Annotated in this window: 23 protein-coding genes; all 23 read left to right on the top strand. The window is 47.7% G+C overall.

Annotated features, from left to right (window positions below; translation table 11 throughout):
* The first annotated feature begins 118 nt into the window (after positions 1-118).
* Positions 119-1,798, top strand: a complete 1,680-nt coding sequence (locus IEW11_RS15525) for a ribonuclease J (protein WP_188531983.1) — start codon at positions 119-121, stop codon at positions 1,796-1,798.
* Positions 1,799-1,959: 161 nt separating this feature from the next.
* Positions 1,960-2,706, top strand: a complete 747-nt coding sequence (locus IEW11_RS15520; RefSeq protein WP_188531982.1) for a ClpP family protease — start codon at positions 1,960-1,962, stop codon at positions 2,704-2,706.
* Positions 2,703-2,945, top strand: a complete 243-nt coding sequence (locus tag IEW11_RS15515) for a YlzJ-like family protein (RefSeq protein ID WP_188531981.1) — start codon at positions 2,703-2,705, stop codon at positions 2,943-2,945. Before IEW11_RS15520 ends, IEW11_RS15515 begins: the two co-directional genes overlap by 4 nt.
* A gap of 49 nt (positions 2,946-2,994) precedes the next feature.
* The gene (locus tag IEW11_RS15510; protein WP_188531980.1) at positions 2,995-5,580 is read left to right on the top strand and encodes an FtsK/SpoIIIE family DNA translocase; all 2,586 of its coding nucleotides are present in this window, start codon (positions 2,995-2,997) and stop codon (positions 5,578-5,580) included.
* Between the two features lie 93 nt (positions 5,581-5,673).
* The gene (gene sleB, locus IEW11_RS15505) at positions 5,674-6,480 is read left to right on the top strand and encodes a spore cortex-lytic enzyme (RefSeq protein ID WP_188531979.1); all 807 of its coding nucleotides are present in this window, start codon (positions 5,674-5,676) and stop codon (positions 6,478-6,480) included.
* A 138-nt stretch (positions 6,481-6,618) separates the two neighbouring features.
* A complete protein-coding gene (gene yfmF, locus IEW11_RS15500) occupies positions 6,619-7,902 on the top strand; it encodes an EF-P 5-aminopentanol modification-associated protein YfmF (RefSeq protein ID WP_188531978.1) in 1,284 nt (427 codons plus the stop codon).
* A 3-nt stretch (positions 7,903-7,905) separates the two neighbouring features.
* Positions 7,906-9,192 carry an EF-P 5-aminopentanol modification-associated protein YfmH gene (yfmH, locus tag IEW11_RS15495; RefSeq protein ID WP_188531977.1) on the top strand — a complete coding sequence of 429 codons (1,287 nt, stop codon included), beginning with the start codon at positions 7,906-7,908 and terminating at the stop codon, positions 9,190-9,192.
* Positions 9,189-9,935, top strand: a complete 747-nt coding sequence (gene ymfI / locus IEW11_RS15490; protein WP_188531976.1) for an elongation factor P 5-aminopentanone reductase — start codon at positions 9,189-9,191, stop codon at positions 9,933-9,935. The genes yfmH and ymfI overlap by 4 nt, the downstream gene beginning before the upstream one ends.
* A gap of 109 nt (positions 9,936-10,044) precedes the next feature.
* Positions 10,045-10,299, top strand: a complete 255-nt coding sequence (locus IEW11_RS15485) for a DUF3243 domain-containing protein (RefSeq protein ID WP_188531975.1) — start codon at positions 10,045-10,047, stop codon at positions 10,297-10,299.
* 140 nt (positions 10,300-10,439) lie between these two features.
* The gene (locus IEW11_RS15480) at positions 10,440-11,204 is read left to right on the top strand and encodes a DUF3388 domain-containing protein (protein ID WP_188531974.1); all 765 of its coding nucleotides are present in this window, start codon (positions 10,440-10,442) and stop codon (positions 11,202-11,204) included.
* A 13-nt stretch (positions 11,205-11,217) separates the two neighbouring features.
* Positions 11,218-12,108, top strand: coding sequence for a RodZ domain-containing protein (locus tag IEW11_RS24930; RefSeq protein WP_229725329.1), 891 nt, complete (start codon positions 11,218-11,220; stop codon positions 12,106-12,108).
* 134 nt (positions 12,109-12,242) lie between these two features.
* Positions 12,243-12,734 carry a YajQ family cyclic di-GMP-binding protein gene (locus IEW11_RS15470; protein ID WP_188531973.1) on the top strand — a complete coding sequence of 164 codons (492 nt, stop codon included), beginning with the start codon at positions 12,243-12,245 and terminating at the stop codon, positions 12,732-12,734.
* 132 nt (positions 12,735-12,866) lie between these two features.
* On the top strand, positions 12,867-14,195 hold the full coding sequence (rimO, locus tag IEW11_RS15465; protein ID WP_188531972.1) for a 30S ribosomal protein S12 methylthiotransferase RimO: 1,329 nt from the start codon (positions 12,867-12,869) through the stop codon (positions 14,193-14,195).
* Positions 14,192-14,785 carry a CDP-diacylglycerol--glycerol-3-phosphate 3-phosphatidyltransferase gene (gene pgsA / locus IEW11_RS15460; protein WP_188531971.1) on the top strand — a complete coding sequence of 198 codons (594 nt, stop codon included), beginning with the start codon at positions 14,192-14,194 and terminating at the stop codon, positions 14,783-14,785. Before rimO ends, pgsA begins: the two co-directional genes overlap by 4 nt.
* Before the next feature lie 80 nt (positions 14,786-14,865).
* Positions 14,866-16,110, top strand: a complete 1,245-nt coding sequence (locus IEW11_RS15455) for a competence/damage-inducible protein A (protein ID WP_188531970.1) — start codon at positions 14,866-14,868, stop codon at positions 16,108-16,110.
* Positions 16,111-16,332: 222 nt separating this feature from the next.
* The gene (gene recA / locus IEW11_RS15450) at positions 16,333-17,391 is read left to right on the top strand and encodes a recombinase RecA (RefSeq protein ID WP_188531969.1); all 1,059 of its coding nucleotides are present in this window, start codon (positions 16,333-16,335) and stop codon (positions 17,389-17,391) included.
* Positions 17,392-17,446: 55 nt separating this feature from the next.
* On the top strand, positions 17,447-18,121 hold the full coding sequence (locus IEW11_RS15445) for a regulatory protein RecX (RefSeq protein ID WP_188531968.1): 675 nt from the start codon (positions 17,447-17,449) through the stop codon (positions 18,119-18,121).
* 205 nt (positions 18,122-18,326) lie between these two features.
* The gene (gene rny, locus IEW11_RS15440; RefSeq protein ID WP_188531967.1) at positions 18,327-19,868 is read left to right on the top strand and encodes a ribonuclease Y; all 1,542 of its coding nucleotides are present in this window, start codon (positions 18,327-18,329) and stop codon (positions 19,866-19,868) included.
* 118 nt (positions 19,869-19,986) lie between these two features.
* Complete coding sequence (locus IEW11_RS15435) at positions 19,987-20,781, top strand: TIGR00282 family metallophosphoesterase (protein WP_188531966.1); 795 nt, start codon at positions 19,987-19,989, stop codon at positions 20,779-20,781.
* A 156-nt stretch (positions 20,782-20,937) separates the two neighbouring features.
* Positions 20,938-21,198 carry a stage V sporulation protein S gene (locus IEW11_RS15430; RefSeq protein WP_006286829.1) on the top strand — a complete coding sequence of 87 codons (261 nt, stop codon included), beginning with the start codon at positions 20,938-20,940 and terminating at the stop codon, positions 21,196-21,198.
* A gap of 251 nt (positions 21,199-21,449) precedes the next feature.
* On the top strand, positions 21,450-22,394 hold the full coding sequence (locus IEW11_RS15425) for a dipeptidase (protein ID WP_188531965.1): 945 nt from the start codon (positions 21,450-21,452) through the stop codon (positions 22,392-22,394).
* Between the two features lie 189 nt (positions 22,395-22,583).
* Entirely contained in the window at positions 22,584-24,317 is a 1,734-nt protein-coding gene (locus IEW11_RS15420; RefSeq protein WP_188531964.1) for a 2-oxoacid:acceptor oxidoreductase subunit alpha, read from the top strand.
* 1 nt (position 24,318) lies between these two features.
* The gene (locus tag IEW11_RS15415; RefSeq protein ID WP_188531963.1) at positions 24,319-25,185 is read left to right on the top strand and encodes a 2-oxoacid:ferredoxin oxidoreductase subunit beta; all 867 of its coding nucleotides are present in this window, start codon (positions 24,319-24,321) and stop codon (positions 25,183-25,185) included.
* Positions 25,186-25,204: the final 19 nt, after the last annotated feature.

Below are 25,204 nucleotides of genomic sequence, written 5' to 3'. Positions count from 1 at the left end.
TTTGTTAAAATAATCATGTATAATGATTTCAAGTGACTGGGTGCGGCAAATATTAGAAAATTTGAAAATTGAATAACGTTTTTATTGACGTTGAACAAATTTAGGAGGAAAGATACACTTGTCAAAGAAGAACAACCAAGATAAATTACTGATCTTTGCACTGGGCGGCGTCGGTGAGATCGGGAAGAATATGTATGTCATCCAACATGGATCTGACATCGTTGTTGTGGATGCGGGCCTCAAGTTTCCGGAAGAGGATATGCTCGGAATTGATATCGTAATTCCGGATATTACGTATTTAACGGAGAATCGTGACAAAGTCAGAGCCATTCTGATCACGCACGGACATGAGGATCATATTGGCGGATTGCCTTATGTGCTCAAACATTTGAATGTACCTGTATACGGTACAAAGCTTACATTGGGACTTATCGAAGGAAAGCTAAAAGAAGCGGGACTGCTGGGGGAAACGAAACGGATCTTGATCAACGCCGATTCCGAAGTGCAGCTTGGTTCAATCAAAGCCACTTTCTTCAGAACAAATCACAGTATACCGGATTCGGTTGGCGTATGTTTGGACACGCCTGAAGGTACAGTCGTACACACAGGAGACTTCAAATTTGATCATACACCAGTTAATGATCAATATGCCGACTTACAGCGTATGGCTGAAATCGGCAGCCGTGGAGTGCTCGCGCTTCTGTCTGACAGCACGAACGCTGAACGTCCGGGATTCACGCCGTCTGAGAGCATGATTGGCGTGGAATTCGAAGATATTTTCCGAAAAGCAACCCAACGGGTAATTGTTGCAACATTTGCATCGAATGTGCACCGGATTCAACAGGTCATCAATGCCGCGATGGCCACCAAACGCAAAATTGCCGTTATTGGACGGAGTATGGTAAACGTTGTAAATATCGCCTCTGAGCTAGGATATTTAAACATTCCGGAAGGAATGCTGATTGAGCCCGACGAAGTGAACAAGATGGCCGCCGATCGTGTGGTCGTGCTTTCAACAGGAAGTCAGGGAGAACCGATGTCGGCTTTGACGAGAATGGCTCGTTCCACTCACCGTAAAGTTGATATCTTACCAGGAGATACGGTGATCATTGCCGCGACACCAATTCCTGGAAATGAGAAGTATGTCGGCCGTACGGTCGATGAGTTGTTCCGTTTAGGCGCCAACGTGATATACGGTCCGGGATCTGTATCCGGCGTTCACGTTTCCGGTCATGGCAGCCAAGAGGAACTTAAATTAATGCTTAATTTGATCAAACCGAAATATTTCATTCCAATTCACGGTGAATATCGCATGCTGCGTCAACATGCTCTGCTTGGTGAAGCAATCGGCATTGAGAAAGAAAACATTTTCTTGCTTGATAACGGCGATACGGTTGAACTGCAGGGCGGAAATGCACGTAAAGGCAATAAAGTTCCTGCGGGTAATGTATTGATCGATGGACTTGGCGTTGGCGATGTAGGCAATATCGTTCTGCGTGACCGCAAGCTGCTTTCGCAAGACGGAATTCTTGTTGTCGTCGTAACGCTCAGCAAGCAGGATGGTACCATTCTCTCCGGGCCTGACATCATTTCACGGGGATTCGTATATGTTCGTGAGTCAGAAGGGCTGCTTGAGGAAGCCAACCGCATCGTAACATCCACGCTCAATAAATTGATGAATGACAAAGTCAATGAATGGGCATCACTCAAAACAAATGTAAAAGATGCATTAGGCCGTTTCTTGTATGAACAAACGCGCCGCCGTCCGATGATTTTGCCGATCATTATGGAAGTATAATTCGACATGATAACAAGCTCAATGTTTCCCGCAAAGGGAACGTTGAGCTTGTTTTTTTATTGTTTTCATTTGTATAAATCGCCGTATACAACTCATACTATGACGAGCTTTGGTCATGTAAAAATAAGCAGTAACAAAACAAGATAAAAGGGGGACATAAAATGTGGCAGGAATTCCCTGTACTAAATCAAGAGCAACCCGTGCCCGGTGCAGATGAGCAAAGAAAGGCGCCAAATGTCGTTGATACCATTCATCAGCTCGGCCAAACAACAACACCGGCTTTGGAATCGAATATTTATTGCATGACAATCATCGGTCAAGTGGAAGGCCATCTCGTGCTGCCGCCCCAAAACAAGACGACCAAATACGAACATCTGATTCCGCAATTAGTGGCAGCAGAACAAAATTCCAAAATAGAGGGGGTCTTGATCGTTCTCAATACGGTCGGCGGTGATGTTGAAGCAGGTCTTGCCATTGCCGAAATGATCTCCTCGATCTCAAAGCCTACCGTCACGCTTGTGCTTGGAGGAGGCCATTCAATCGGCGTGCCGATAGCCGTAGCAGGCAATAAATCGTTTATTGCGGAAACCGCGACAATGACGATTCATCCGATCCGACTGAACGGATTAGTTATCGGTGTACCGCAAACCTTTGAATATTTGGATAAAATGCAGGAGCGGGTCGTACGTTTTGTTACGTCGCATTCCAATGTTACCGAATACACATTCAAGGAATTGATGTTCAAGACGGGTGAGCTGACACGGGATATTGGAACGACAGTTATTGGACCGGATGCGGTCCGTCACGGATTGATCGATGCAGTTGGCGGCATAGGTGATGCGATTCGCGAATTAAACCGCAGAATAGAAGAGAATCGTATGCATATGACGGGAGGTGCGATTCAGTGACATTATATACAAACATGCCGCTCGAATTAGTGCTGGAAGGCATGCAGCAGGAAAGGCCGCCTTTGATTGAAACAATCGTTGACGGTGTACGGCTTCAGCTAGAGCCTGTTACGCCTGGAGTTGGGAAAATTGTGCGTTTGCTCCACGGTTCACTGAATGATTATTTAAGGCCGGAGCTGATGCCTGGCCAGTTATTGGCCTATGGTAACTTCACGGATAACGCGACGAACCGCTCATAGGAACATCTGTCCACCTATGGTATAATGTTATACCAAGAGGTGACTGAATTTGGCAAAGCGTAAACGCAAAAAGAAATCAATCGGTGTAAACTTAAAATATGAAGTATATGGCATTCTGTTAATTACAATTTCGGTAATCGCATTATCAGGCGAGGCCACGGTAGGCCGCTCATTGTCCAAGCTGTTCGGACTTGCGTTGGGCAAATTTTACTTTGTGCTCGCGCTGGTAGGTATTTATATCGGGTTATCAGTCATGGTGAAGCGGGCCTGGCCAAGCGGCTGGTCAAATCTCAAATCCGGTCTCGTATTGTTCGTCCTTGCGCTGACGCTTATGAGTGCAATCGCGGAAATCGATTTGAAGCTGGGACCTACAGGCGGTGAAATTACTGCGGGCGTGATTCTATCCCAGCTGGGCAGCGATATACGGGGCGAGCTGTTAAGCACGAGTACGAGTGGTATAGAAGAGACGCCTATGATGTTTAAAGCGATCAGCGGCGGTTATGCAGGGGCAATCCAATATTCAATTCTGTATATGCTGTTTGGAAGTATCGGCTCCAAATTCGTTATGGTTGTGATGTTTGCGATTTCGATCATGCTGATAACCGGTAGATCATATGTAGACCTTATCAAAACATTAAATACTAAAGGCGGAAGGCTGTTTAAACTGCTAAGGCACAAGTTTGCCGGCTCGATGCGAAGCAATATGAAGCCGGCGCCTTCCTCCTCCTCAGCTGCAGCGCAGTCAGCTAATGTTCCTGTGATGGTGCTTGATGATGACGAAGAGATGGATTTCGAATATGAAGAAGCTCAACCGCGTCCTGAAAAAAAGAAAAAGTCACTCTTCTTCTCCTGGTTGAATGAATCCCCGGATAAGAAACCAAAAGCGGGCGAACCGGAGTGGGAAGAGCATGAAGGTCATCCAATATCTCCGCTTGAAAATCCGGAATGGGTGGAGCAAGAGCGCAGCACGAATCGGCTTGATGATGATCATTGGCACGAGCCGAACCCGCCTGAGGTTGAACATCATCAGGCGGATTGGCCTGAAGCGTTATCTCCTGCTGCAGCAACGGATGTCGAAGACTATGCTGATATAGAGGATACGGTCCTTGACATGGGTGCTGAGACGCCGAATGAAGAATTAGATTCCAGCAGCGGGCTTGTCGAGAAACCGGTTCCTACAGCCGGGGCTGGACAGAAGCCTTCCCATTCGACCGAAAAGCCTTATCAGCTGCCTTCATTAGCGCTTCTATCAAGGCCGCAGGCGGGCAAATCGGGACCATCCGACACGTCGGATTCAAAGCGTAAGCTGGAAGCCACGCTGGAGAGCTTCGGCGTTCGCGCGAATGTTCTGGATGTCGTACGCGGACCTGCGGTTACCCGCTATGAGGTACAGCCAGCTTCCGGCGTTAAAGTTAGCCGGATTGTCGGACTAACGGATGATATCGCGTTAGCGCTCGCTGCCAAAGACATCCGGATGGAAGCGCCAATCCCGGGCAAGTCAGCGATCGGTATCGAAGTGCCGAATACCGAGGTATCGGTCGTGACGATGCGTGAAGTGATGGAGACGACAGCCTTCCAGCATGCGCCTTCCAAATTATCGATTGCGTTCGGGCGTGACATTTCCGGACAACCAATTGTCGGCAATTTGGCACGCATGCCGCATCTTCTCGTCGCCGGTGCGACCGGATCCGGGAAATCGGTTTGTATCAACGGAATTATAACGAGCATTTTATACAAAGCGACACCGGAAGAAGTGCGGTTTTTGATGATTGACCCAAAAATGGTCGAGTTGAATGTGTATAACGGAATACCGCATTTGCTCGCTCCGGTCGTTACAGATCCGCGGCGCGCATCGCTGGCGCTTAAAAAGATCGTTGTCGAGATGGAGAAGCGTTATGAATTGTTCTCCAAATCGGGAACCAGAAACATTGAAGGTTATAATACGTTGATGGTGGAGAATCCAGCGGCCGCGCTTCCACTAATCGTCGTCATTGTAGACGAGCTGGCGGATCTGATGATGGTCGCTGCCAATGATGTGGAGGATGCGATCACCCGTCTGGCACAAATGGCGCGTGCGGCAGGCATTCATCTTATTATCGCCACGCAAAGACCTTCGGTAGATGTCATTACCGGAGTTATCAAAGCAAACATTCCTTCCCGCATTGCGTTTGGCGTATCCTCCCAGATCGATTCCAGAACGATTCTGGATATGGCTGGAGCGGAGAAGCTGCTTGGACGGGGCGATATGCTGTTTCTTCCGGTTGGCATGTCAAAACCGATTCGTGTGCAGGGGGCATTTCTTTCGGATCAAGAGGTCGAGGCTGTCGTTAATTACGCCCGCGGTCAAGCGGAGGCGGAATATAAAGAAGATCTGGTGCCGGAAGTGGAAGAGAGCGCAGTGGATGGGAATGGCGATTTGGACGAGCTGTATGACCAAGCCGTTCAAATTGTGCTGGAGGCAAAACAAGCTTCCGTTTCGCTGCTGCAGCGCAGGATGCGAATCGGCTATACAAGAGCAGCGAGATTGATTGATCAAATGGAAGCCAGAAGCATCGTGGGCCCTTATGAGGGAAGCAAGCCGCGGGAAGTTCTTCTGTCTATGGATCAGTATCAAGCCAGTAAAATTACCTCCTAATGCTGCATAGAAGAAGAGCCAGTTTCTCATACTAGGTACAGCAACGTTCGCTTATGCGAAATAACTATGTATGAGAAAGGCAGAGTTCACAGCATGAGAAACCGATTGATAATCGTAACTGCAGTAATCGTCTTCTTGTTGTTTGGCGCTTTTGCGCTTAAACAATTCGATAGCGGCCCGTCTGCTGAAACGTTCGGCAATGCCACACTTACCCTTGGCACGTCCGGCAAAGACGTATATGAGCTGCAAGGACGGCTTAAGTTTCTGGGATTCTACGATGGCAAGGTGGATGGAGATTTCGGTCAGAAAACGAAGGATGCCGTAACATGGTTTCAATGGGAATTTGGAATGAAGTCAGATGGTGTTGTCGGTGCGAAGACAAAGCTCAAGCTTTGGGAGGCTACGAAGAGCTGGAAACCGAGCGCCGACGAGCTGCCTAAAGGAACAACAGCGGGTGGCGGACAAGCCGGAGCCGGTGGAGCCGGGCAACAAGGCGGGGGCGCTTCCGATGATGGGAATCTGGCACAATCCAATCGATTAGGATTATCTGAAAACGATTTGAAGCTGATGTCAAATGCGGTATATGGTGAAGCGCGCGGCGAGCCCTATGAGGGACAGGTTGCAGTCGCAGCCGTCATACTCAACCGATTAAAATCGGAGAGCTTTCCTAACTCTATTTCGGGGGTTATCTTTGAACCGTTAGCATTTACCGCTGTAGCAGACGGACAGATCTGGCTTGAACCGAATGAACGGGCACGCAAAGCGGTTCAGGATGCCATTAACGGATGGGATCCGACTGGAGGGTGTACGTATTACTTCAATCCAGAGACGGCCACTTCCAAATGGATATGGACGCGGCCCCAAGTAAAAACGATAGGAAAACATATATTCTGCATGTAATCATGCCTTTAAGAAGTAACCCGTCAGCATTGTGAATGCGGGTTGCTTCTTCCATTTCTGATGGGTTAGAATGGTATAGAAACAAATAAATTGGAATAGATTGACTTTGTATGATGCGACGGAAGGAGCTATCTCAAAGTGACAGTGACACCTTTTGAAAGAGGTTTATTGAACAGAATAAGGCTGCATGTGCTGCCGACCAAACGTTTCAAAACATTTGCAATATCGTTATATGCCGGGATTCCGCTTGATGAACATACGGTTACGAACACCGCGTTGATCCCTTTCGTATTAAGAAGAGGAACGTCGTCCACTCCCGAAACGATTGCGTTTCGCGAACGACTGGACGATATGTACGGAGCAGGTTTCGGATTTGACGTTTACAAACGGGGTGATGCGCAAATCGTCCAATTTCGCCTCGATGTCATTCACGATCAATTCGTTGCATCTTCGGCTTCACTGCTGGCTTCGGCATTGAAATTGTTAGGAGAAGTAGTTACTGAGCCTGCGTTAGACGAACAAGGCGTTTTTCTCGCGAAATATGTGGAAGCGGAAAAAATGACGCTGCAAAAAAGATTGCAATCGATCATTAATGATAAAATTCGGTATGCCGCTGAACGATGCTTGGAAGAAATGTGTGCTGATGGGCCGTACCGGCTTCATCCGTTGGGGCGGCTTGATGATATTGCCGCAATAACGCCGGCCTCTTTGCACAATGCCTTTCAGGATTGGCTGAAGCATGCCGCTTTCGATCTGTACGTCGTTGGCGACACAACATTGGAAGAAGTCCAGGCAGTCGCAGCAGAAGCTTTTCAGACGGGAGTAGGGCAGCCTTCCGTATACAGCAAACCTGAAGTGAGCAACAAGATTTCGGAAGTAAAAACGATCGTCGAGCGGATGGATGTAAGCCAAGGAAAACTCAACATGGGCCTGCGCACCAATGTCGGATATGCGGATGATGATTATCCTGCATTACTGATGTATAACGGGATTCTTGGCGGGTATCCGCACTCCAAGTTATTTTTGAATGTCAGGGAGAAGGCTTCACTTGCTTACTATGCCGCGTCCAGGCTGGATGGGCATAAAGGCATCTGTACGATTCAATCCGGAATTGAAATCGGTAACTATGAGCGTGCCGCATCGATTATTAAAGAGCAGCTGCAAAGCATGAGAAACGGACAGCTCACCGAACTGGAAATGAACCAGACAAAAGCGATGATCTCCAATCAGCTCAGAGAAATGCAGGATTCGGCGTTTGAGATGATTGGGTTTGATTTTAATGCGGTATTGTCCGGTCGAATCCGTACGGGTGAACAATTATTGAATGCCGTTAATGCGGTTACAGTCGAAGATATCGTAAAAATAGCTCATAAGGTCGAATTGGATACGATCTATTTTCTGCGTGATGGGAAGGAGGCATAAGGTATGGAAGTACTCGATTACCCTGGAGTTAAGGAAAAACTGTATCACGAGAAGCTGCCTAATGGGCTGGAAGTGTATATTTTACCTAAGGAAGGCTTTCAGAAAACGTACGCAACCTTCTCAACCCGTTTCGGTTCGGTTGATAATTGTTTTGCTGTCGGGGATCGGTCTTATGTTCGCGTTCCGGATGGAATTGCGCATTTTCTTGAGCATAAGATGTTTGAAGAGCCAACAGGCGATATCTTTGCCACGTTTGCTTCGCAAGGCGCCTCTGCCAATGCCTTCACAAGCTTTGACCGGACAGTATATCTCTTTTCTGCAACTGAACAAATTCAAGCCAATTTAGAAACCCTGCTTAATTTTGTTCAGCATCCTTACTTCACCGATGAAAATGTCGAAAAGGAAAAGGGGATTATTGAGCAGGAAATCAATATGTACAAAGACAATCCCGATTGGCGTGTATATACAGGTCTAATCGATGCGCTGTATCATAAACATCCTGTGCATATCGATATCGCCGGATCTGTAGAGTCCATTCGAAGCATTGATAAAGAAAGCTTGTATACCTGTTACGAGACATTTTATCATCCTTCCAATATGATGCTGTTTGTGGTTGGAGGGGTTCGCGCGGAAGAAATCATGGAGCTTGTGAGAGCGAATCAATCCGGAAAATCATTTGAGCAGCTTGATTCGATCAAGCGCCAATTCGAGGATGAGCCTGTAAACGTTAAAATTCCGAAAAAAACGGCTGTTCTTCCTGTTTCGCTGCCAAAATGCTTATTCGGATTCAAAGAGAAACAACTGGTGCATGAAAGTGCTGAACTTCAAAGACGGGACATCACTACCAAATTGATGCTGGATGTGTTGTTAGGCCAAAGCTCGCAGTTGTATCAATCGCTCTATGATGATAATTTGATTTCCGATTCGTTCGGTTATGAATATAATTCCAGCTATGACTATGCATTCTCGATTATCGGAGGGGAAACGCGCGACCCGGACGAGTTTCTGCGCCGGATCCGTTCTTCGATTGAAGAGGCGTTGAAGGCAGGTTTGCAGGAAGAAGCATTTGAGAGGACTCGCCGCAAACGGATTGGCGGCTACCTGAGAATGTTGAATTCACCTGAAGCGATAGCAAATGAATTTACCCGCCATAAGTTCAGGGGAGGCGATTTGTTCCAGCTTCTCCCGCTGTTTGAACAAATTACGTTAGAAGAAATAAATGAGCGAATGCGGGAGCATTTTGACTTTGATCAAATGGCCGTTTCCATTGTAAGCAAGGAGAATGTATGAAGCCTTTAAGCGAAATGACGGTTCTTATTACCGGAGCCAGCCGCGGAATTGGCGCTGCGATTGCGCAGCGCTTCGCGGCTGAGGGAATGAACCTTGTCATCCACTATTTGAATTCCCATGAAGCGGCAAATGAAACGGCAAGGATCTGCATGCGAAGAGGTTCGAATGTCATGACGGTCAGCTCGGATTTGCGCTCGCGCGACCAGCTGAACAGAATGCATGAAAAATTAGAGACGCATGGGATGCTTCCCGATATATTGGTAAACAATGCAGGCATCTCACATTACGGGCTGCTTTCTGATGTGACCGACGAGGTTTGGGATGATGTGATGTCGGTTAATTTAAAGGGGATGTTTCTTTGTACGCAAACCTTTATGCCGGCGATGGTCAAGAGTAAATACGGCCGGATCATCAATGTCTCCTCTGTATGGGGAATATCCGGGGCATCCTGCGAAGTGTTGTATTCCACCACTAAAGGAGGAATGAACGCTTTTACGAAAGCATTGGCCAAGGAGTTGGCCCCTTCGGGAATTACCGTTAACGCAGTCGCTCCAGGCGCAGTCGATACGATGATGAACAACAATTTGGACGAGCAGGAGAAGGCTGCTTTATCGGAAGAAATTCCGGTCGGGCGATTTGCTCAGCCCGATGAGATTGCTTCCCTCGTATATTTTCTTGCTCTGCCGGAATCCAGTTATATTACAGGCCAGATTATAAGTCCTAACGGCGGTTGGGTCACCTGAGGGCTGAAACATTTTTCCGGAGCAATTTATCGCATAATATCATCCCGTCAAGCTAACAATAGGACTGTTGATAATTCCTTTCTCAACGATAAAAAGGAGGCGAAAAGGCGTGTCAACTGTCCTAACAGATTTTGATACCTGGAAGCAATTTTTGGCTGACCGAGTGCAACAAGCAAAGAAGATCGGGTTAAGCGAAGAAACGATCTCCAACCTCGCTTACGAGATCGGCACATTTCTCGATGAGAAAGTGGATCCCAAAAATGACGAGCAGCGTGCGCTCAAGGAACTATGGGATGTAGGCGATGCAGAAGAGCGTAAGACAATCGCTCGTCTTATGATGAAGCTTGTAGATCACTCGAAATAGTCGCTTTGCAGGAAAGCCTCCCGTCAAGGGGGCTTTTCTGCAATGTTTCTTAAATGTTTTGCAGGAGTTTGACGAAAATTGTAGAATTATGTGTTGTAACGTAAATTAAAGGTTTTTCAATTATCAGGCAGAGGTGTTGTATGGAATTTAAGCAATGGTACATGGAGTATAAAATACATAAGAACAGGCCCGGGTTGCTTGGCGATATCGCCTCCTTGCTCGGTATGCTGGAAGTGAACATCATAACCATCAATGGCGTAGAAGACCGGACACGGGGAATGCTGCTGCAAACGGATGACGATGAAAAGATTGAATTGCTTGGCAAAATGCTTAAAAAAGTCGACAATATTACATTGAATGCGCTTCGTCCACCGAAGCTTGTTGATATACTCGCGGTCCGTCATGGCCGTTACATCGAGCGCGACTCAGATGATAAGAAAACGTTCCGTTTTACAAGGGACGAGCTGGGCCTGCTTGTTGACTTTCTGGGAGAGGTGTTTAAGCGGGAAGGGAATCAAGTCGTTGGATTGCGCGGTATGCCGAGGGTAGGGAAGACTGAATCGATCATTGCAGGCAGCGTATGCTCCAACAAACGATGGACCTTTGTGTCTTCAACACTGCTGCGTCAGACGGTCCGCAGCCAGCTCTCGGAAGAGGAAATGAATGAGAATAATATTTTCATCATTGACGGGATTGTCAGCACGATCCGCTCGAATGAGAAGCATCATGCCCTGTTGCAGGAGCTTATGGCGATGCCCTCAACCAAGGTAATTGAGCATCCGGATATCTTCATTAAGGAATCTCATTATGATTACAGCCATTTTGATTGTATTATAGAGCTCCGCAACACCCCGGATGAAGAAATAACGTATGAAACATTTACCGGCTACAATGATTTCGAATGAAGGAGGTGAGGGCATGTCGGAATTGGGCGAACTGCTGAAAAAGGCCAGGAACGAGAGAGGGCTTTCGCTTGAAAATATAGAAGAAATGACAAAAATTCGAAAACGGTATTTGGAAGCTATTGAAGAAGGGGATTATAAGGTACTTCCCGGGAATTTTTACGTTCGCGCATTTGTGAAGAACTATGCGGAGACCGTCGGTTTGGATGCTGAAGAAGTGCTGCGACTGTACAATAACGAGATCCCTTCTGTACCGAACGAAGCGAAACTTGAGCCGATGATGAAGCCTCGCCGCTCCTCCGCCCGAACATCAGACCGATGGAGCAAATGGGGATTTACCTTGTTGATGTGGTCGTTTCTCATCCTAATCGGTGTTATTATCTATACATTTGCCATCAATAGACCAGATGACGGCAACAATAATGTAAAAACTGATGACAGCACCCAAATATCTACGGACAGCCAACCGCCTGCCGCAAACAATGATACAGCGGGCGAGAATGGTTCAGATCAGCCGGTAGAGCCTGAACCGGAGCCGAGTCCTGAACCGGAACCGGAGCCAGAGCCAGAGCCGACCACAGCATTGACGCTGGTGAGAGAAAGTGCCAGTACCGATTATTATGAAATCAGCCCTGCAGGCGTTCACACCTATGAGCTTAAAGTATCGGGTAGCGGTTCTTGGAACGAGATCAGACTCGGAAACAACAGAGGGGAAGTTCAGCACTCGGGAACGGATACGGATGGAACCGTTCTAACCTTTGAACTGGAAGGCAGCGTATACGTGAATGTCGGAAGAGCCGACAATATCGAGCTGAGAGTAGACGGAATTCTGATTGACGATAAAAACAGACCGAGCTCCAAAAAGTTACAGTTCGATCCTGTTGACGAACCGGCGGTTGGGGAATAACGGCAATCGGTCGTCGATGACAAGCTTATACCTTGAAAGGCATCCCTGCCTGGTACTGGGATGTCTTTTCTTGTCAGCTTGAATCGGGTATAATTTTGGTAGTAATAAGGTACATAAGAGGAGTTGAAGCTACTATGAGTTCAGAAAGCTCATTTGATATCGTATCGAAGGTTGATATGCAGGAATTGAGCAATGCCATTCAACAAGCGGAGCGGGAAATCGAGACCCGTTTTGATTTTAAAGGAAGCAAAAGCAGCATCGGGCTTGAGAAAGAGGATTTGATTGTGGCCTCGGACGACGAGTACAAATTAAAAAGTGTAATCGATATTCTTCAGTCCAAAATGATCAAACGCGGCGTGCCGATCAAAAACCTGGAATACGGAAAAATCGAACCGGCCTCAAGCGGGACTGTGAGACAGCGCATCAAATTAAAACAAGGCATCGAACAGGACATTTCCAAGAAAATTAATATTTTGATCCGTGATTCCAAACTAAAGGTGAAAAGCCAGGTTCAGGGCGATCAAATTCGCGTAACCGGTAAAAGCCGCGATGATCTGCAAGCGGTAATGGCGCTGCTTCGCGGGGCTGATCTTGCGATCGACCTTCAGTTCACCAACTACCGATAGCGGCATCTTTATGTCCCTTTCGTCGTTAATTATAGGCGGCCAAAGGGATTTTTGCATTTTGACACATGATTGAGACATGTATTATACTTGATGGGATAGTTTTACGGAAGAGATCTGGAGGAGTTCTTAAAAATGACGGAACGTGTAAAAGTGGTTACACTGGGTTGCGAGAAGAACCTGGTCGATTCGGAGATTATGGCTGGTTTGATTCATGGACGGGGATATGAGTTGGTTGAAGAGCCGGAACAAGCAACCGTTATTATTGTGAATACATGCGGATTTATTGACGCTGCCAAAGAAGAATCGGTGAACACAATTATTGACTTGGCCGAGCTGAAGGATACAGCGCGATTGAAAGCGTTAATCGTGTCAGGCTGTTTAACCCAGCGATACAAACAGCAGTTAATGGAAGAGATGCCTGAGATTGACGGAATCGTCGGAACAGGGGATTTTCACCATATAAATGAGATCGTTGACGAGGCACTGCGGGGCAAAAAACCGGTTAAGGTCGGCAATCCGGTATTTGACTATGAGCAAGCGCTGCCGCGTATCGTGACGTCACCGCGTTACACAGCGCATGTTAAAATTGCTGAAGGCTGTGATAATGCTTGTACCTTTTGCAGCATCCCGATTATGCGCGGCAAATTCCGCAGCAGATCGATGGAATCGATTATTACGGAAGTGCAGCAGCTCGCTTCGCAAGGTGTCAAGGAGATCAGTCTTATCGCACAGGATTCCACAAATTACGGCACCGATTTATATGATGGATTTATGCTGCCGGAGCTGATGAACCGGGTTAGCGCAGTGCCAGGAATCGCATGGGTACGGCTTCATTATGCTTATCCTGGATTTTTCACGGATGAACTGCTTGAAACGATTGCGACGAATCCTAAAATTTGCAAATATATCGATATGCCATTGCAGCACAGCGAGGATGCCATTTTAAAACGGATGCGCCGTCCGGGAAGACAGCGCGATGCGAGAGAGTTGATCGCTAAGATTAGAGCCCGTATACCGGAGGCGGCGCTTCGAACATCTATCATTGTTGGATTCCCAGGTGAAACGGAAGAGGATTTCGAGCGTTTATGCGATTTTGTAAGAGAGATGAAGTTTGACCGTCTTGGTGTATTCACTTATTCAAGTGAAGAGGATACGCCGGCCGTTCGCCTTCCGGATCATGTGGACGATGAAGTGAAGCAATGGCGCGCGAATACGTTGATGGAGATCCAGCGCGAGGTAGCTAAAGATAACGGAAGCAAATATATCGGCCGGGAAATCGAAGTGCTGGTCGAGCGTTATGATGGCCGCAGCGACGTGTATATCGGCCGTTCGCAATACGATGCCCCTGAAATCGACGGTGAGGTTTACATCTCAAAATGTTCCGTTAATATCGGTGAGATACAAAAAATCAGAGTGACCCACGCCTATGAGTTTGATCTTTCCGGGGAGGGAATTGCATGAATCTGGCCAATCGAATTACATTGGCGAGAATATTTCTGGTACCGATCATCATGTTTCTTCTTCTTGTGAATTGGGACCAGTGGCTGAAATTGGATTTGAATCCGATCTTGGTCGGAGACTTTTCCATTACATACAATCAAATTGTAGCCACGCTCATTTTTATTATTGCGGCAAGCACCGATGGTTTGGACGGGTATATCGCCCGGAAGAACAAAATCGTGACAAACCTTGGCAAGCTGCTTGATCCGCTTGCGGACAAGCTGTTAGTCGCTGCGGTTCTGATCTCGCTTGTGGAGATGGATAAGCTTGATGCATGGATCGCCATCGTTATTATTAGCCGTGAATTTGCAGTGACCGGCCTGCGCCAGGTTGCTTTGTTAGAGGGTTCTGTGCTCGCGGCCAGCAAATGGGGAAAATGGAAAACGGCTGTACAGATTACAATGATTATCGCACTGCTGCTTAACAATTTTCCATTTGCATTCATCGATATCCGATTTGATATCATCTCTACTTGGGCAGCGGCACTCATTACGGTATACTCCGGTATTGATTATTTTGTGAAGAATAAGAACATTATTCCGGCGGAGTAAAATTGAATTCGTTAGGTTATAAAACATCATTCCCGACCGGAATGGTGTTTTTCATCTTATTTTTGCAGGGAGCGGATGGCATGAAAGCTGAAATCATTGCAGTTGGCACGGAATTGCTGCTAGGGCAAATCGTCAATACAAATGCGCAGTTTTTGTCACAGGGCTTGGCTGAGCTGGGGATTGACGTTTATTTTCAGACGGTAGTGGGAGATAATGCAGGCAGGCTGCAGGAAGCGATTAAAATTGCCAGAGGGCGTGCGGATCTTATTTTGTTTACCGGCGGGTTAGGTCCGACGCAGGATGATCTGACAAAGGATGCCCTCGCTGACGAGCTAGGCAGGCGTCTTGTACTGCATGAACCGTCAATGGCAAAGATAGAAGCGCTGTTCGCTTCGCGCGGTGCCCATATGGTAGAGAGCAACCGGAGGCAGGCGCTCATGATCGAAGGAAGCCATCCGCTGGACAACGAGACGGGACTGGCGGTTGGCAATGCGCTTACGGTGGGACAGACCCATTACATGCTGCTGCCCGGGCCGCCACGAGAGATGAAACCGATGTTTGAAGGGCCTGCAAAAGTTTGGCTGCGGTCTTTGATGGGGGATGAGAAGCCTCTCTATTCGAGATTGCTCCGATTTGCCGGAATCGGCGAGTCGAATCTCGAAGCCGCGCTGCTTGATCTTATCGACAAACAGACGGACCCGACGATCGCTCCTTACGCCAAAGAAGGGGAGGTAGCGCTTCGGATCTCAACAAAAGCAAGCAATGAAGCGGAGGCGCTAATCCGAATTGACGCAACGGTCGAGGCGATCAGCCAGCGTGTGGGACAATTCATTTATGCGCAGGATGATATCGCGATCGAAGAAGCGGTTGTGCGGCTGCTGCGCAGCTCCATGCGGACGCTGGCGTCGGCGGAAAGCTGCAGCGGTGGACTGCTTGCCGAATTGATAACGAGCGTTCCAGGCAGCAGCAGTGAATTTTTGGGCGGTGTGGTGACGTATACAAATAAGATGAAAAATCAGCTGCTGGGCATACCGCTCTCCCAACTGGAGGGGCCGGGGGCGCCTGGAGCGATCAGCGAATCGACAGCGGCAATGATGGCCGAGCGAGTCCAGGCGTTAGCGAGCAGCGATTTTGGCGTTTCCCTTACAGGGGTTGCCGGTCCTTCGGAAAGTGAAGGCAAAGCCGTGGGCCTGGTGTATCTTGGCATTGCTCAGCTGGGAAAACCCACGGAAGTGCACGAGCTTAAGCTGATGGGGAATCGAAGTACGATTCGACTGCGGGCGGTAAAGGCGGCGTTATATCGGCTATGGCAAGCTTTAAAATAACCGACTGCATCCCTGATAAAATGCTTGCCAATATTACGGATCTGGACTATACTGGCTTTAGTTGACGGAAGAACCGTAGCGAAGAACACTTTGCTGCGGTTTTTTATGTGTTCATATTGTCACGTGTTCTCAAAAAAAACGAATGTATGTTCGAAAAAAAGCTTGGCAAAGGGTTGGAAACAAGGTATCATGAGACTATAACTTGTGAAGGATGTGAGTTTGTTGTCAGATCGCAAAGCTGCACTTGAGATGGCACTTCGCCAAATAGAGAAACAATTCGGTAAAGGCTCCATAATGAAATTGGGAGAGAATGCTGGCATGCAGGTCGAGACCGTTCCAAGCGGTTCGCTTGCTTTAGATATTGCTTTAGGAATCGGCGGGCTGCCAAGAGGTAGAGTTATCGAGGTATACGGGCCGGAGTCTTCCGGTAAGACGACTGTAGCGCTTCATGCGATTGCAGAGGTTCAAAAAATTGGCGGACAAGCCGCGTTTATCGATGCGGAGCACGCTCTTGATCCACTGTATGCGAGCAAGCTGGGCGTTAATATCGACGAACTGCTGCTCTCGCAGCCGGACACGGGAGAACAAGCGCTGGAGATTGCAGAGGCGCTTGTCCGAAGCGGTGCGGTCGATATTATTGTCATTGACTCTGTTGCGGCTTTGGTGCCTAAGGCGGAGATCGAAGGCGATATGGGAGATTCGCACGTAGGGCTTCAAGCTCGTTTGATGTCGCAAGCGCTGCGGAAGCTGTCCGGTGCGATCAGTAAATCCAAGACGATTGCGATATTCATTAACCAGCTTCGCGAGAAGGTCGGCGTTATGTTCGGTAATCCTGAGACAACCCCGGGCGGCCGCGCTTTGAAGTTCTACTCGAGCGTTCGCCTGGAAGTTCGCAGAGTCGAGACAATCAAGCAAGGCAATGATATGGTCGGTAACCGTACACGTATCAAAGTTGTCAAGAACAAAGTCGCGCCTCCTTTTAAGCAGGCGGAGATCGATATTATGTATGGCGAAGGGATCTCCAGAGAAGGCAGCTTGGTCGATATCGGAACGGAGATGGATATCGTTCAAAAGAGCGGGGCCTGGTTCTCATATAATGGTGAACGGCTTGGGCAAGGACGCGAGAATGCTAAGCAGTTCTTGAAGGATCATCCTGAAATTGCGCTAGTGATTGAGAAGGAAGTGCGTAATGCCAGCAACCTGTCAGCCGCTGCCGTGCCTGCTGAATCTCTCTCCACTGACGAGGACGAGGAAGATTTTGAAGAAGTAGAACTACTATAATACACCCAAAGCACCTTTTCGAAGGTGCTTTCTTCATTGAAAGGAGCTGCTGGCGTTGAACTTCGGGAAAGAAGAACGTGAAGATGCGTTCCGAATCACTTCCGTCGAGCGTGACCTTAAGAAGCGGGACCGCTATTTCATTTATGCTGATCATTCCGAAGAACCGATTCTGTCCGTACATGAAGATATATTGATCGAATACACGCTGCTGAAGGGGCACTCCGTGTCCGTTTCCGACCTGCCGGGTATCTTGGAAGCGGACCAGAAACAAAACGCTTATACGCTTGCGCTAGCCTATCTAGGCATGAAGCCTAGAACCCGCAAAGAAATTGAACGCTATTTAATCCGCAAGGAGATTGCTCCCGAGGTAATCGAACAAGTGGCTAACCGCTTGGAAGCAGAGCATACCATCGATGATGGTGATTACGCGAAGCGGTTTGCGGAACAGCGGCTAAGAAATCATTTAAAAGGCAGGCTGTCCATCAAACAAGAGCTGTTGCAGCGGGGCGTATCGAAATCGCAGGCCGCTGAGGCGATTTCAGAGCTGGATGAAGATTTCGAGCTGGAAGCAGCTGTACGGGCCGGCGGGAAAAAATGGCCCTTCATTAAAGGCGAGACAAGGGACCGGATACGGAAATTAACGATGTTTTTAATGCGCAGAGGATACCCTGGCGGTGTTGTCAGAGAAGCGGTTAAACAGGTAATGAACGACAAACGTGGGGATGAATAGGGCTAATGCTTGACAATTGATTTTACCAAAAGATAAAATGAGTTTGTATTCCTTCCTAATTTGAATCAGTTTTCCTTCCAAAAATTGATTCGAATCGATTATTTTCGTCAATACTTTGTGTCGATGAACGGTATGGAAACCGGCTTGAAAACCTAATATCATCCCAAGCGTTTGCCTTGGTGAATGCAACGAGGAGGTGAGAAAGATGGATACTTGGATCTGGATTCTGATCACTCTCGTTGTTGGCGCGATATTCTTAGGTATTGGTTATTTTATTCGAAAGTCGATTGCCGAGGCCAAGATTTCAAGCGCTGAGCAAGCTGCCGTTCAGATTGTTGAGAACGCGAAGAAAGAAGCGGAAGCGCTAAAGAAAGAAACGGTGCTCGAAGCAAAAGACGAAGTCCACAAACTCCGTTCGGAAGCAGAAAAAGACATTCGTGAGCGTCGTAATGAAATACAACGTTTAGAAAGACGTTTGCTGCAGAAAGAGGAGTCACTGGATAAGAAAATAGAGCAGCTGGAACGCAAAGAAGAAAATGTGGCCAACAAAGAGAAACGGATCGAGGAAACCCAGGAACAAATTGACTCGATTTACAAGCAGCAAATCACGGAACTAGAGCGTATTTCCAGCCTCACGATGGAGGATGCCAAACAGCTTATTCTCTCGAATGTCGAGCAGGAGGTACGTCACGAAACCGCGCAAATGATCAAAGAAATCGAACAACAAGCAAAAGAAGAAGCCGACAAAAAAGCACGTGATATTATTTCGTTGGCCATTCAACGTTGTGCGGCGGATCATGTGGCGGAAACGACAGTTTCTGTTGTTTCATTGCCGAATGAAGAAATGAAGGGCCGCATTATCGGCCGTGAAGGCCGCAATATCCGAGCGCTGGAAACATTGACCGGTATCGATCTGATCATTGACGATACGCCGGAAGCGGTCATCTTGTCCGGTTTTGACCCGATTCGCCGCGAGATTGCCCGCACTTCTCTTGAAAAGCTTGTAGCTGATGGACGAATCCATCCGGCACGCATCGAGGAAATGGTCGAAAAATCCCGTAAAGAAGTGGATGAACGCATCCGTGAATACGGGGAGCAAGCGACCTTTGAAGTGGGTGTGCATGGCCTGCATCCTGACTTGATCAAAATTCTCGGACGATTGAAATATCGGACAAGTTACGGTCAGAATGTGCTGAAACACTCCATGGAAGTGGCATACTTATCGGGCCTTATGGCTGCAGAGCTTGGTGAAGATATAACACTCGCCAAACGAGCGGGGTTACTGCACGATATCGGTAAAGCGTTGGATCATGAGGTTGAAGGCTCCCATGTTGAAATTGGTGTTGAGTTAGCCAAGAAATACAAGGAGCATCCAGTTGTCATTAACAGTATTGCATCCCATCATGGTGATTGCGAAGCAACATCTGTTATTGCAATGCTGGTCGGAGCTGCAGACGCTTTGTCGGCTGCCCGCCCTGGCGCACGCAGAGAAACACTGGAAACGTATATCAAACGTTTGGAAAAGCTCGAAGAGATTTCCGAATCATTCGAGGGCGTGGAGAAATCCTACGCAATTCAAGCGGGCCGCGAGGTTCGTGTTATGGTTCAACCAGAAAAGATCGACGATGCCGAAGCGTTCCGATTAGCGCGTGATATCACGAAGAAAATTGAGGGCGAGCTCGATTATCCGGGTCATATCAAGGTTACCGTTATACGTGAGACAAGAGCGGTCGAATACGCTAAATAATGACGCCTGTTAATGGGCATACTAAAAAGTGGCTGCTAGTCAGCCACTTTTTATGTTACCATACCAGAAAGTAAATGGGCTCCGCCGGGAGTTTGATACATAGAAGCGAGGGAATGTAATGAAAGTAATGTTTATCGGTGATATCGTAGGGAATGTAGGGCGCGGCGCATTAAAGCAGGTGCTGCCCGCTTTGCGGACGAAATACATTCCCCACATCATTATTGCCAATGGAGAGAACGCAGCTGCCGGGCGCGGGATTACGGCGTCGATTGCGAGAGAGTTTTTTGAATGGGGTGTCCATGGCATCACAATGGGCAATCATACATGGGATAACAAAGATATCTTCGATTGGATCGATGAAGAGGATCGTCTCGTCAGACCCGCCAATTATGTCGCGGAAGCGCCCGGGCAAGGCGCAGCGGTGATTAAGGCCAACGGCAAAGAACTTGGTATATTGAATCTGCAGGGAAGAACATTTTTGCCGCCGATTGATTGCCCTTTTCGCAAAGCGGATGAACTGCTTGAAGAGCTAAAAAAGAAGACCAAATGTGTATTGGTCGATTTTCACGCGGAAGCGACATCGGAGAAAATCGCGATGGGCTGGTATTTGGACGGACGGGCATCCATCGTTGTTGGGACCCATACGCACGTGCAGACCAATGATGATACGATTTTACCGCAAGGGACGGCATATTTAACCGATGTAGGTATGGTAGGCTCCAAAGAAGGCGTTCTGGGCATGGAGCGTAAGGCAGTAGAATATCGCTTTTTGACGCAGATGCCTGTAAGGTTTGTAGTTGATGAGGGCAAATGGCAGTTTCATGCCGTTGTTGTTGATTTGGATGAGAGCACGGGAAGCGCACGTTCCATAACAAAAATTAGATGGACTGAAGAGGACTGGCTATTAACGTAACGTTAATAGTCTTTTCTTAAACATATAATCTTTGAAAATTCGCGCAATTTCGAAGAGTTTGCAAAGTGATGCCAAGAAAAGAAGGAATTTTTTGACCTTTCTCGAATAGTTATTAAATAGTGGAATTCACTCATCATTCCCGAGGAGGTACTTTTCATGGAAGTATTAAAAGTTTCAGCAAAGTCCAATCCAAATTCTGTTGCTGGTGCGCTGGCTGGAGTTTTGCGTGAACGCGGCGCTGCCGAACTGCAGGCTATCGGGGCTGGTGCATTGAATCAAGCGATCAAGGCAGTGGCAATTGCCCGCGGCTTTGTAGCACCAAGCGGAGTTGATTTAATCTGTATCCCGGCATTCACGGACATTGTAATCGATGGAGAAGACCGCACAGCAATCAAACTCATCGTGGAACCTAGATAAGTCGTCTGAATCGTTGGTGATATTGACTAACCTGTTTACTTTGTAAACAGGTTTTTTTGTATGGGCGCGCCCGGAGGCACGCATCTTCTAACTTAAATCGTTTTTGTAATCTGGATGCACATGAATGACGAACATCAGAAAACCGTATGAGGGTAAACCTCACGTACGGTTTGATGAGAAGGGTCAGATTTGTCTGCCCTTTACTCTAGACGCATACGTATAGGGTAGTTAAGACAATGGAGGGATGAGCCGTGACGTATAAAATAGCGGATTTTCATTGTGATGTGCTGAGCAAAATGCTGGTTGATGATTCGATTGATTTCGGACAAGCGGATTCGGACCGGCTCGATGTAACCTATGCTCGGCTAATTAAGGCTCAAGCGGTACTTCAAACCTTCGCGATCTATATTCCTGAACAAATGGAGCTTGGTATGAGACCGATCTTGCGCAGTATCGATTTATTCTACCGTAAAGTGCTTAATTATCCGCGCATGAAGCTGGTCCGCAGTGCAGGTGATCTGGAACTATCGCTGCAGCACGGTCAGATTGGCGCATTATTGTCATTGGAAGGGGTGGGGGGACTGATGGAGGACCTCACTAACCTCAGGATACTTTTTTATCTCGGTGTAAGGGCGCTCGGATTGACCTGGAATCATGCCAACTGGGCAGCTGATGGCGTTATGGAGCCGAGGCAGGGCGGCTTAACAAGAAAAGGCCGCAGCCTCGTTAGAAATTGTAATGAAATGGGCATACTGTTAGATGTATCTCACCTGACGGATCGCGGCTTTTGGGAGCTCGTGGATGAAAGCGAGGCACCGTTCATCGCCTCTCATTCAAATGCCAGATCAATCTGCGATCATCCTCGTAATTTGACCGATGAACAAATTCGCGCGATCATTGCGATGGATGGACGGATTGGCATCACATTTGTACCATGGTTCGTCAACAAACCGCAGCCCGCGGTTATCGATGATGTTCTGCGCCATGTGGAACATGTGTGTGCATTGGGCGGCGAACAGCAGCTCATGCTTGGTTCCGACTATGATGGAATTGACCGCCATGTGGTAGGATTATCCCATCCGGGAGAAAACGTTAATCTGATAGAAGCGCTTCAAAAACATTATAATGAAACGCTTGTCGCTTCTTTTACGTATCAGAATGCAGTAAGGTTTCTGAAAACTAATCTGCCGAGATGAAAGTCTAAAAGCATTCTATCTCGTTTCGATATGAATTCAATCGAAAAGAACTATCTGATTATTTGGATGAAATACCTTGCAATTTGGTATAGAGAATCATAAAATTTATTTGACTGTTGAAAAGATTTTTTTATTATGTAAGCTGTTGTCGAAATAATGAATGTTGACCAAAAAGAGGAGTTGGACATTTTGATTAGTCAATTGTCTTGGAAGATCGGTGGACAACAAGGTGAGGGCGTAGAAAGTACAGACCGTATCTTCTCGACTGCGCTTAACCGGTTGGGGTATTATCTTTACGGCTATCGTCATTTTTCTTCACGTATTAAAGGCGGGCATACCAACAATAAAATCCGGATCAGCACCAAGCCGATGCGGGCAATTTCAGATGATCTTGATATTTTGGTTGCTTTTGACCAAGAAACGATTGATCTGAACGCTTATGAGCTTCGTACAGGCGGCGTTGTCGTAGCGGACGCCAAATTTAACCCGACGCTTCCGGAGGGTATTGATGCCAGATTGTTCCCGGTGCCGATCACTTCAATTGCGGAAGACCTTGGAACTTCCCTTATGAAGAACATGGTTGCTTCAGGCGCTTCATGGGCTTTGCTCGGATTGCCGCTTGAAGTATTCAATAAAGCCGTGGAAGAAGAGTTCGGGCGTAAAGGTCCGGCGATTGTGGAGAAAAACGTTGAAGCGGTAAAACGCGGGGCAGACTTCGTACTTGAGCTTGCAGGCGGACCGCTCGAAGACTTCCGCTTGGAAGAAGCAGACGGCAAGCAAAAGCTGTTCACGATTGGTAACGAAAATATCGGACTTGGCTGCGTAGCCGCAGGCGCTCGTTTGATGGCCGCTTACCCGATTACACCGGCTTCCGAGATTATGGAATATCTGATCAAGAAACTGCCGAAGTTCGGCGGTACGGTAGTACAAACTGAGGATGAGATTGCTGCCGTTACAATGGCGATCGGCGCAAACTACGCAGGCGTGCGTACGTTGACTGCTTCCGCAGGTCCTGGTCTTGCTTTGATGATGGAAGCGATTGGCCTTGCAGGCATGACGGAAACTCCGCTTGTCATCGTTGATACGCAGCGCGGCGGTCCTTCGACAGGTTTGCCAACGAAGCAGGAACAATCCGACTTGAATGCAATGGTATACGGTACACATGGTGAGATTCCGAAAGTCGTTATCGCACCGGCATCGATTGAAGATTGCTTTTACGATACGATCGAAGCGTTCAACGTTGCTGAACAATACCAAGTTCCGGTTATCATCATGACAGATCTGCAATTATCGCTTGGTAAGCAGTCTTGCGAAGCGCTTGATTATGACCAAATTAAGATTGAACGCGGTAAGCTTGTAAAAGATGCGCCGCCTCTTGAAGATAACAAACTGTTCAAACGTTATGAATTTACTGAAGACGGTATCTCCCCACGCGTGCTGCCAGGCGAGAAATATGGCCTGCATCATGTAACAGGTGTAGAGCACGACCAGGAAGGCCGCCCTTCAGAGAATTCGGTTAACCGTCTGAAAATGATGGATAAACGCCTTAACAAATTAAACAACCTGTACATCCGTGATGGCCTGCGCATCGATGCACCGCATGAAACACCGGATCTGCTGATCGTTGGCATGGGTTCGACAGGCGGTACGATCGATGAAGCAAGATTGCGTCTGGAGAAAGATGGATTATCGACGAATCACATCACAGTGCGTCAGATTCATCCGTTCCCGACTGAGCAGCTTACACCTTACTTGGAAAAAGCGAAGCAAGTGCTTGTAATCGAGAATAACGCGACTGCACAGCTTGCATCCCAGATCAAAATGCATGCAGGATACGGAGAGAAAATTCGCAACCTGCTGAAATACGATGGTAATCCATTCCTGCCTTCGGATGTATATAAAGCTTGTAAGGAGCTGAACTAAGATGGCTACATTTAAAGACTTTAGAAATAACGTAAAACCTAACTGGTGTCCTGGTTGCGGTGACTTCTCCATTCAAGCCGCGATTCAACGTGCTGCCGCAAATGTAGGGCTTGAGCCAGAAAGCCTGGCTGTCATTTCAGGTATCGGTTGTTCCGGACGGATCTCCGGTTACATTAACGCATACGGCCTGCACGGTATTCATGGCCGCGCACTGCCAATCGCACAAGGGGTTAAACTCGCTAACCGCGAGCTGACAGTTATCGCTTCCGGCGGTGACGGCGACGGCTTTGCAATCGGTATGGGCCATACGGTTCATGCGATCCGCCGTAACCTGGATATCACATACATCGTTATGGATAACCAGATTTACGGATTGACCAAAGGTCAAACTTCCCCGCGCAGCGCGGAAGGCTTCAAGACCAAATCAACGCCGGAAGGTTCTATCGAGTCAACGCTTTCTCCGCTGGAGATTGCGATGTCTGCAGGCGCTACCTTTGTTGCCCAGTCGTTCTCAAGCGATTTGAAACAGCTGACGAGCTTGATCGAAGCTGGCCTGAATCACAAAGGCTTCTCTTTGATCAACGTATTCAGCCCTTGCGTAACGTTCAACAAAGTGAACACTTATGATTGGTTTAAAGAAAACATCGTCAATCTGGAGCAATTCCCGGATTATGATTCTTCCAACCGCGTAGCGGCCATGAACAAAATCATGGAAACTAACGGCTTGCTAACCGGCCTGATCTATCAGAACAAAGAACGCAAGCCATATGAAGAGCTTGTATCCGGCTTCCGTCCGGAGGGCTTGGCGAATCAGGATATTCAGCTTTCCAGAGAAGATTTCGAAAAACTGGTTGCTGAATTCAAATAAGATTGAACAACGATTGAAC

The organism is Paenibacillus abyssi, from assembly GCF_014640295.1.
Classification (GTDB): Bacteria; Bacillota; Bacilli; order Paenibacillales; family Paenibacillaceae; genus Paenibacillus_D; species Paenibacillus_D abyssi.
Note: the sequence above shows the minus strand (reverse complement) of the source record. Positions and strands in the feature narration are given on the sequence as shown.

What these genes read in the sequence shown, in the direction of transcription:
- IEW11_RS15520 (WP_188531982.1), top strand. Translation starts at nt 1,960, where the DNA reads ATGTGGCAGGAATTCCCTGTACTAAATCAAGAGCAACCCGTGCCCGGT.
- sleB (WP_188531979.1), top strand. Translation starts at nt 5,674, where the DNA reads ATGAGAAACCGATTGATAATCGTAACTGCAGTAATCGTCTTCTTGTTG.
- yfmH (WP_188531977.1), top strand. Translation starts at nt 7,906, where the DNA reads ATGGAAGTACTCGATTACCCTGGAGTTAAGGAAAAACTGTATCACGAG.
- ymfI (WP_188531976.1), top strand. Translation starts at nt 9,189, where the DNA reads ATGAAGCCTTTAAGCGAAATGACGGTTCTTATTACCGGAGCCAGCCGC.
- IEW11_RS15480 (WP_188531974.1), top strand. Translation starts at nt 10,440, where the DNA reads ATGGAATTTAAGCAATGGTACATGGAGTATAAAATACATAAGAACAGG.
- IEW11_RS24930 (WP_229725329.1), top strand. Translation starts at nt 11,218, where the DNA reads ATGTCGGAATTGGGCGAACTGCTGAAAAAGGCCAGGAACGAGAGAGGG.
- IEW11_RS15470 (WP_188531973.1), top strand. Translation starts at nt 12,243, where the DNA reads ATGAGTTCAGAAAGCTCATTTGATATCGTATCGAAGGTTGATATGCAG.
- rimO (WP_188531972.1), top strand. Translation starts at nt 12,867, where the DNA reads ATGACGGAACGTGTAAAAGTGGTTACACTGGGTTGCGAGAAGAACCTG.
- pgsA (WP_188531971.1), top strand. Translation starts at nt 14,192, where the DNA reads ATGAATCTGGCCAATCGAATTACATTGGCGAGAATATTTCTGGTACCG.
- IEW11_RS15455 (WP_188531970.1), top strand. Translation starts at nt 14,866, where the DNA reads ATGAAAGCTGAAATCATTGCAGTTGGCACGGAATTGCTGCTAGGGCAA.
- rny (WP_188531967.1), top strand. Translation starts at nt 18,327, where the DNA reads ATGGATACTTGGATCTGGATTCTGATCACTCTCGTTGTTGGCGCGATA.
- IEW11_RS15435 (WP_188531966.1), top strand. Translation starts at nt 19,987, where the DNA reads ATGAAAGTAATGTTTATCGGTGATATCGTAGGGAATGTAGGGCGCGGC.
- IEW11_RS15430 (WP_006286829.1), top strand. Translation starts at nt 20,938, where the DNA reads ATGGAAGTATTAAAAGTTTCAGCAAAGTCCAATCCAAATTCTGTTGCT.
- IEW11_RS15415 (WP_188531963.1), top strand. Translation starts at nt 24,319, where the DNA reads ATGGCTACATTTAAAGACTTTAGAAATAACGTAAAACCTAACTGGTGT.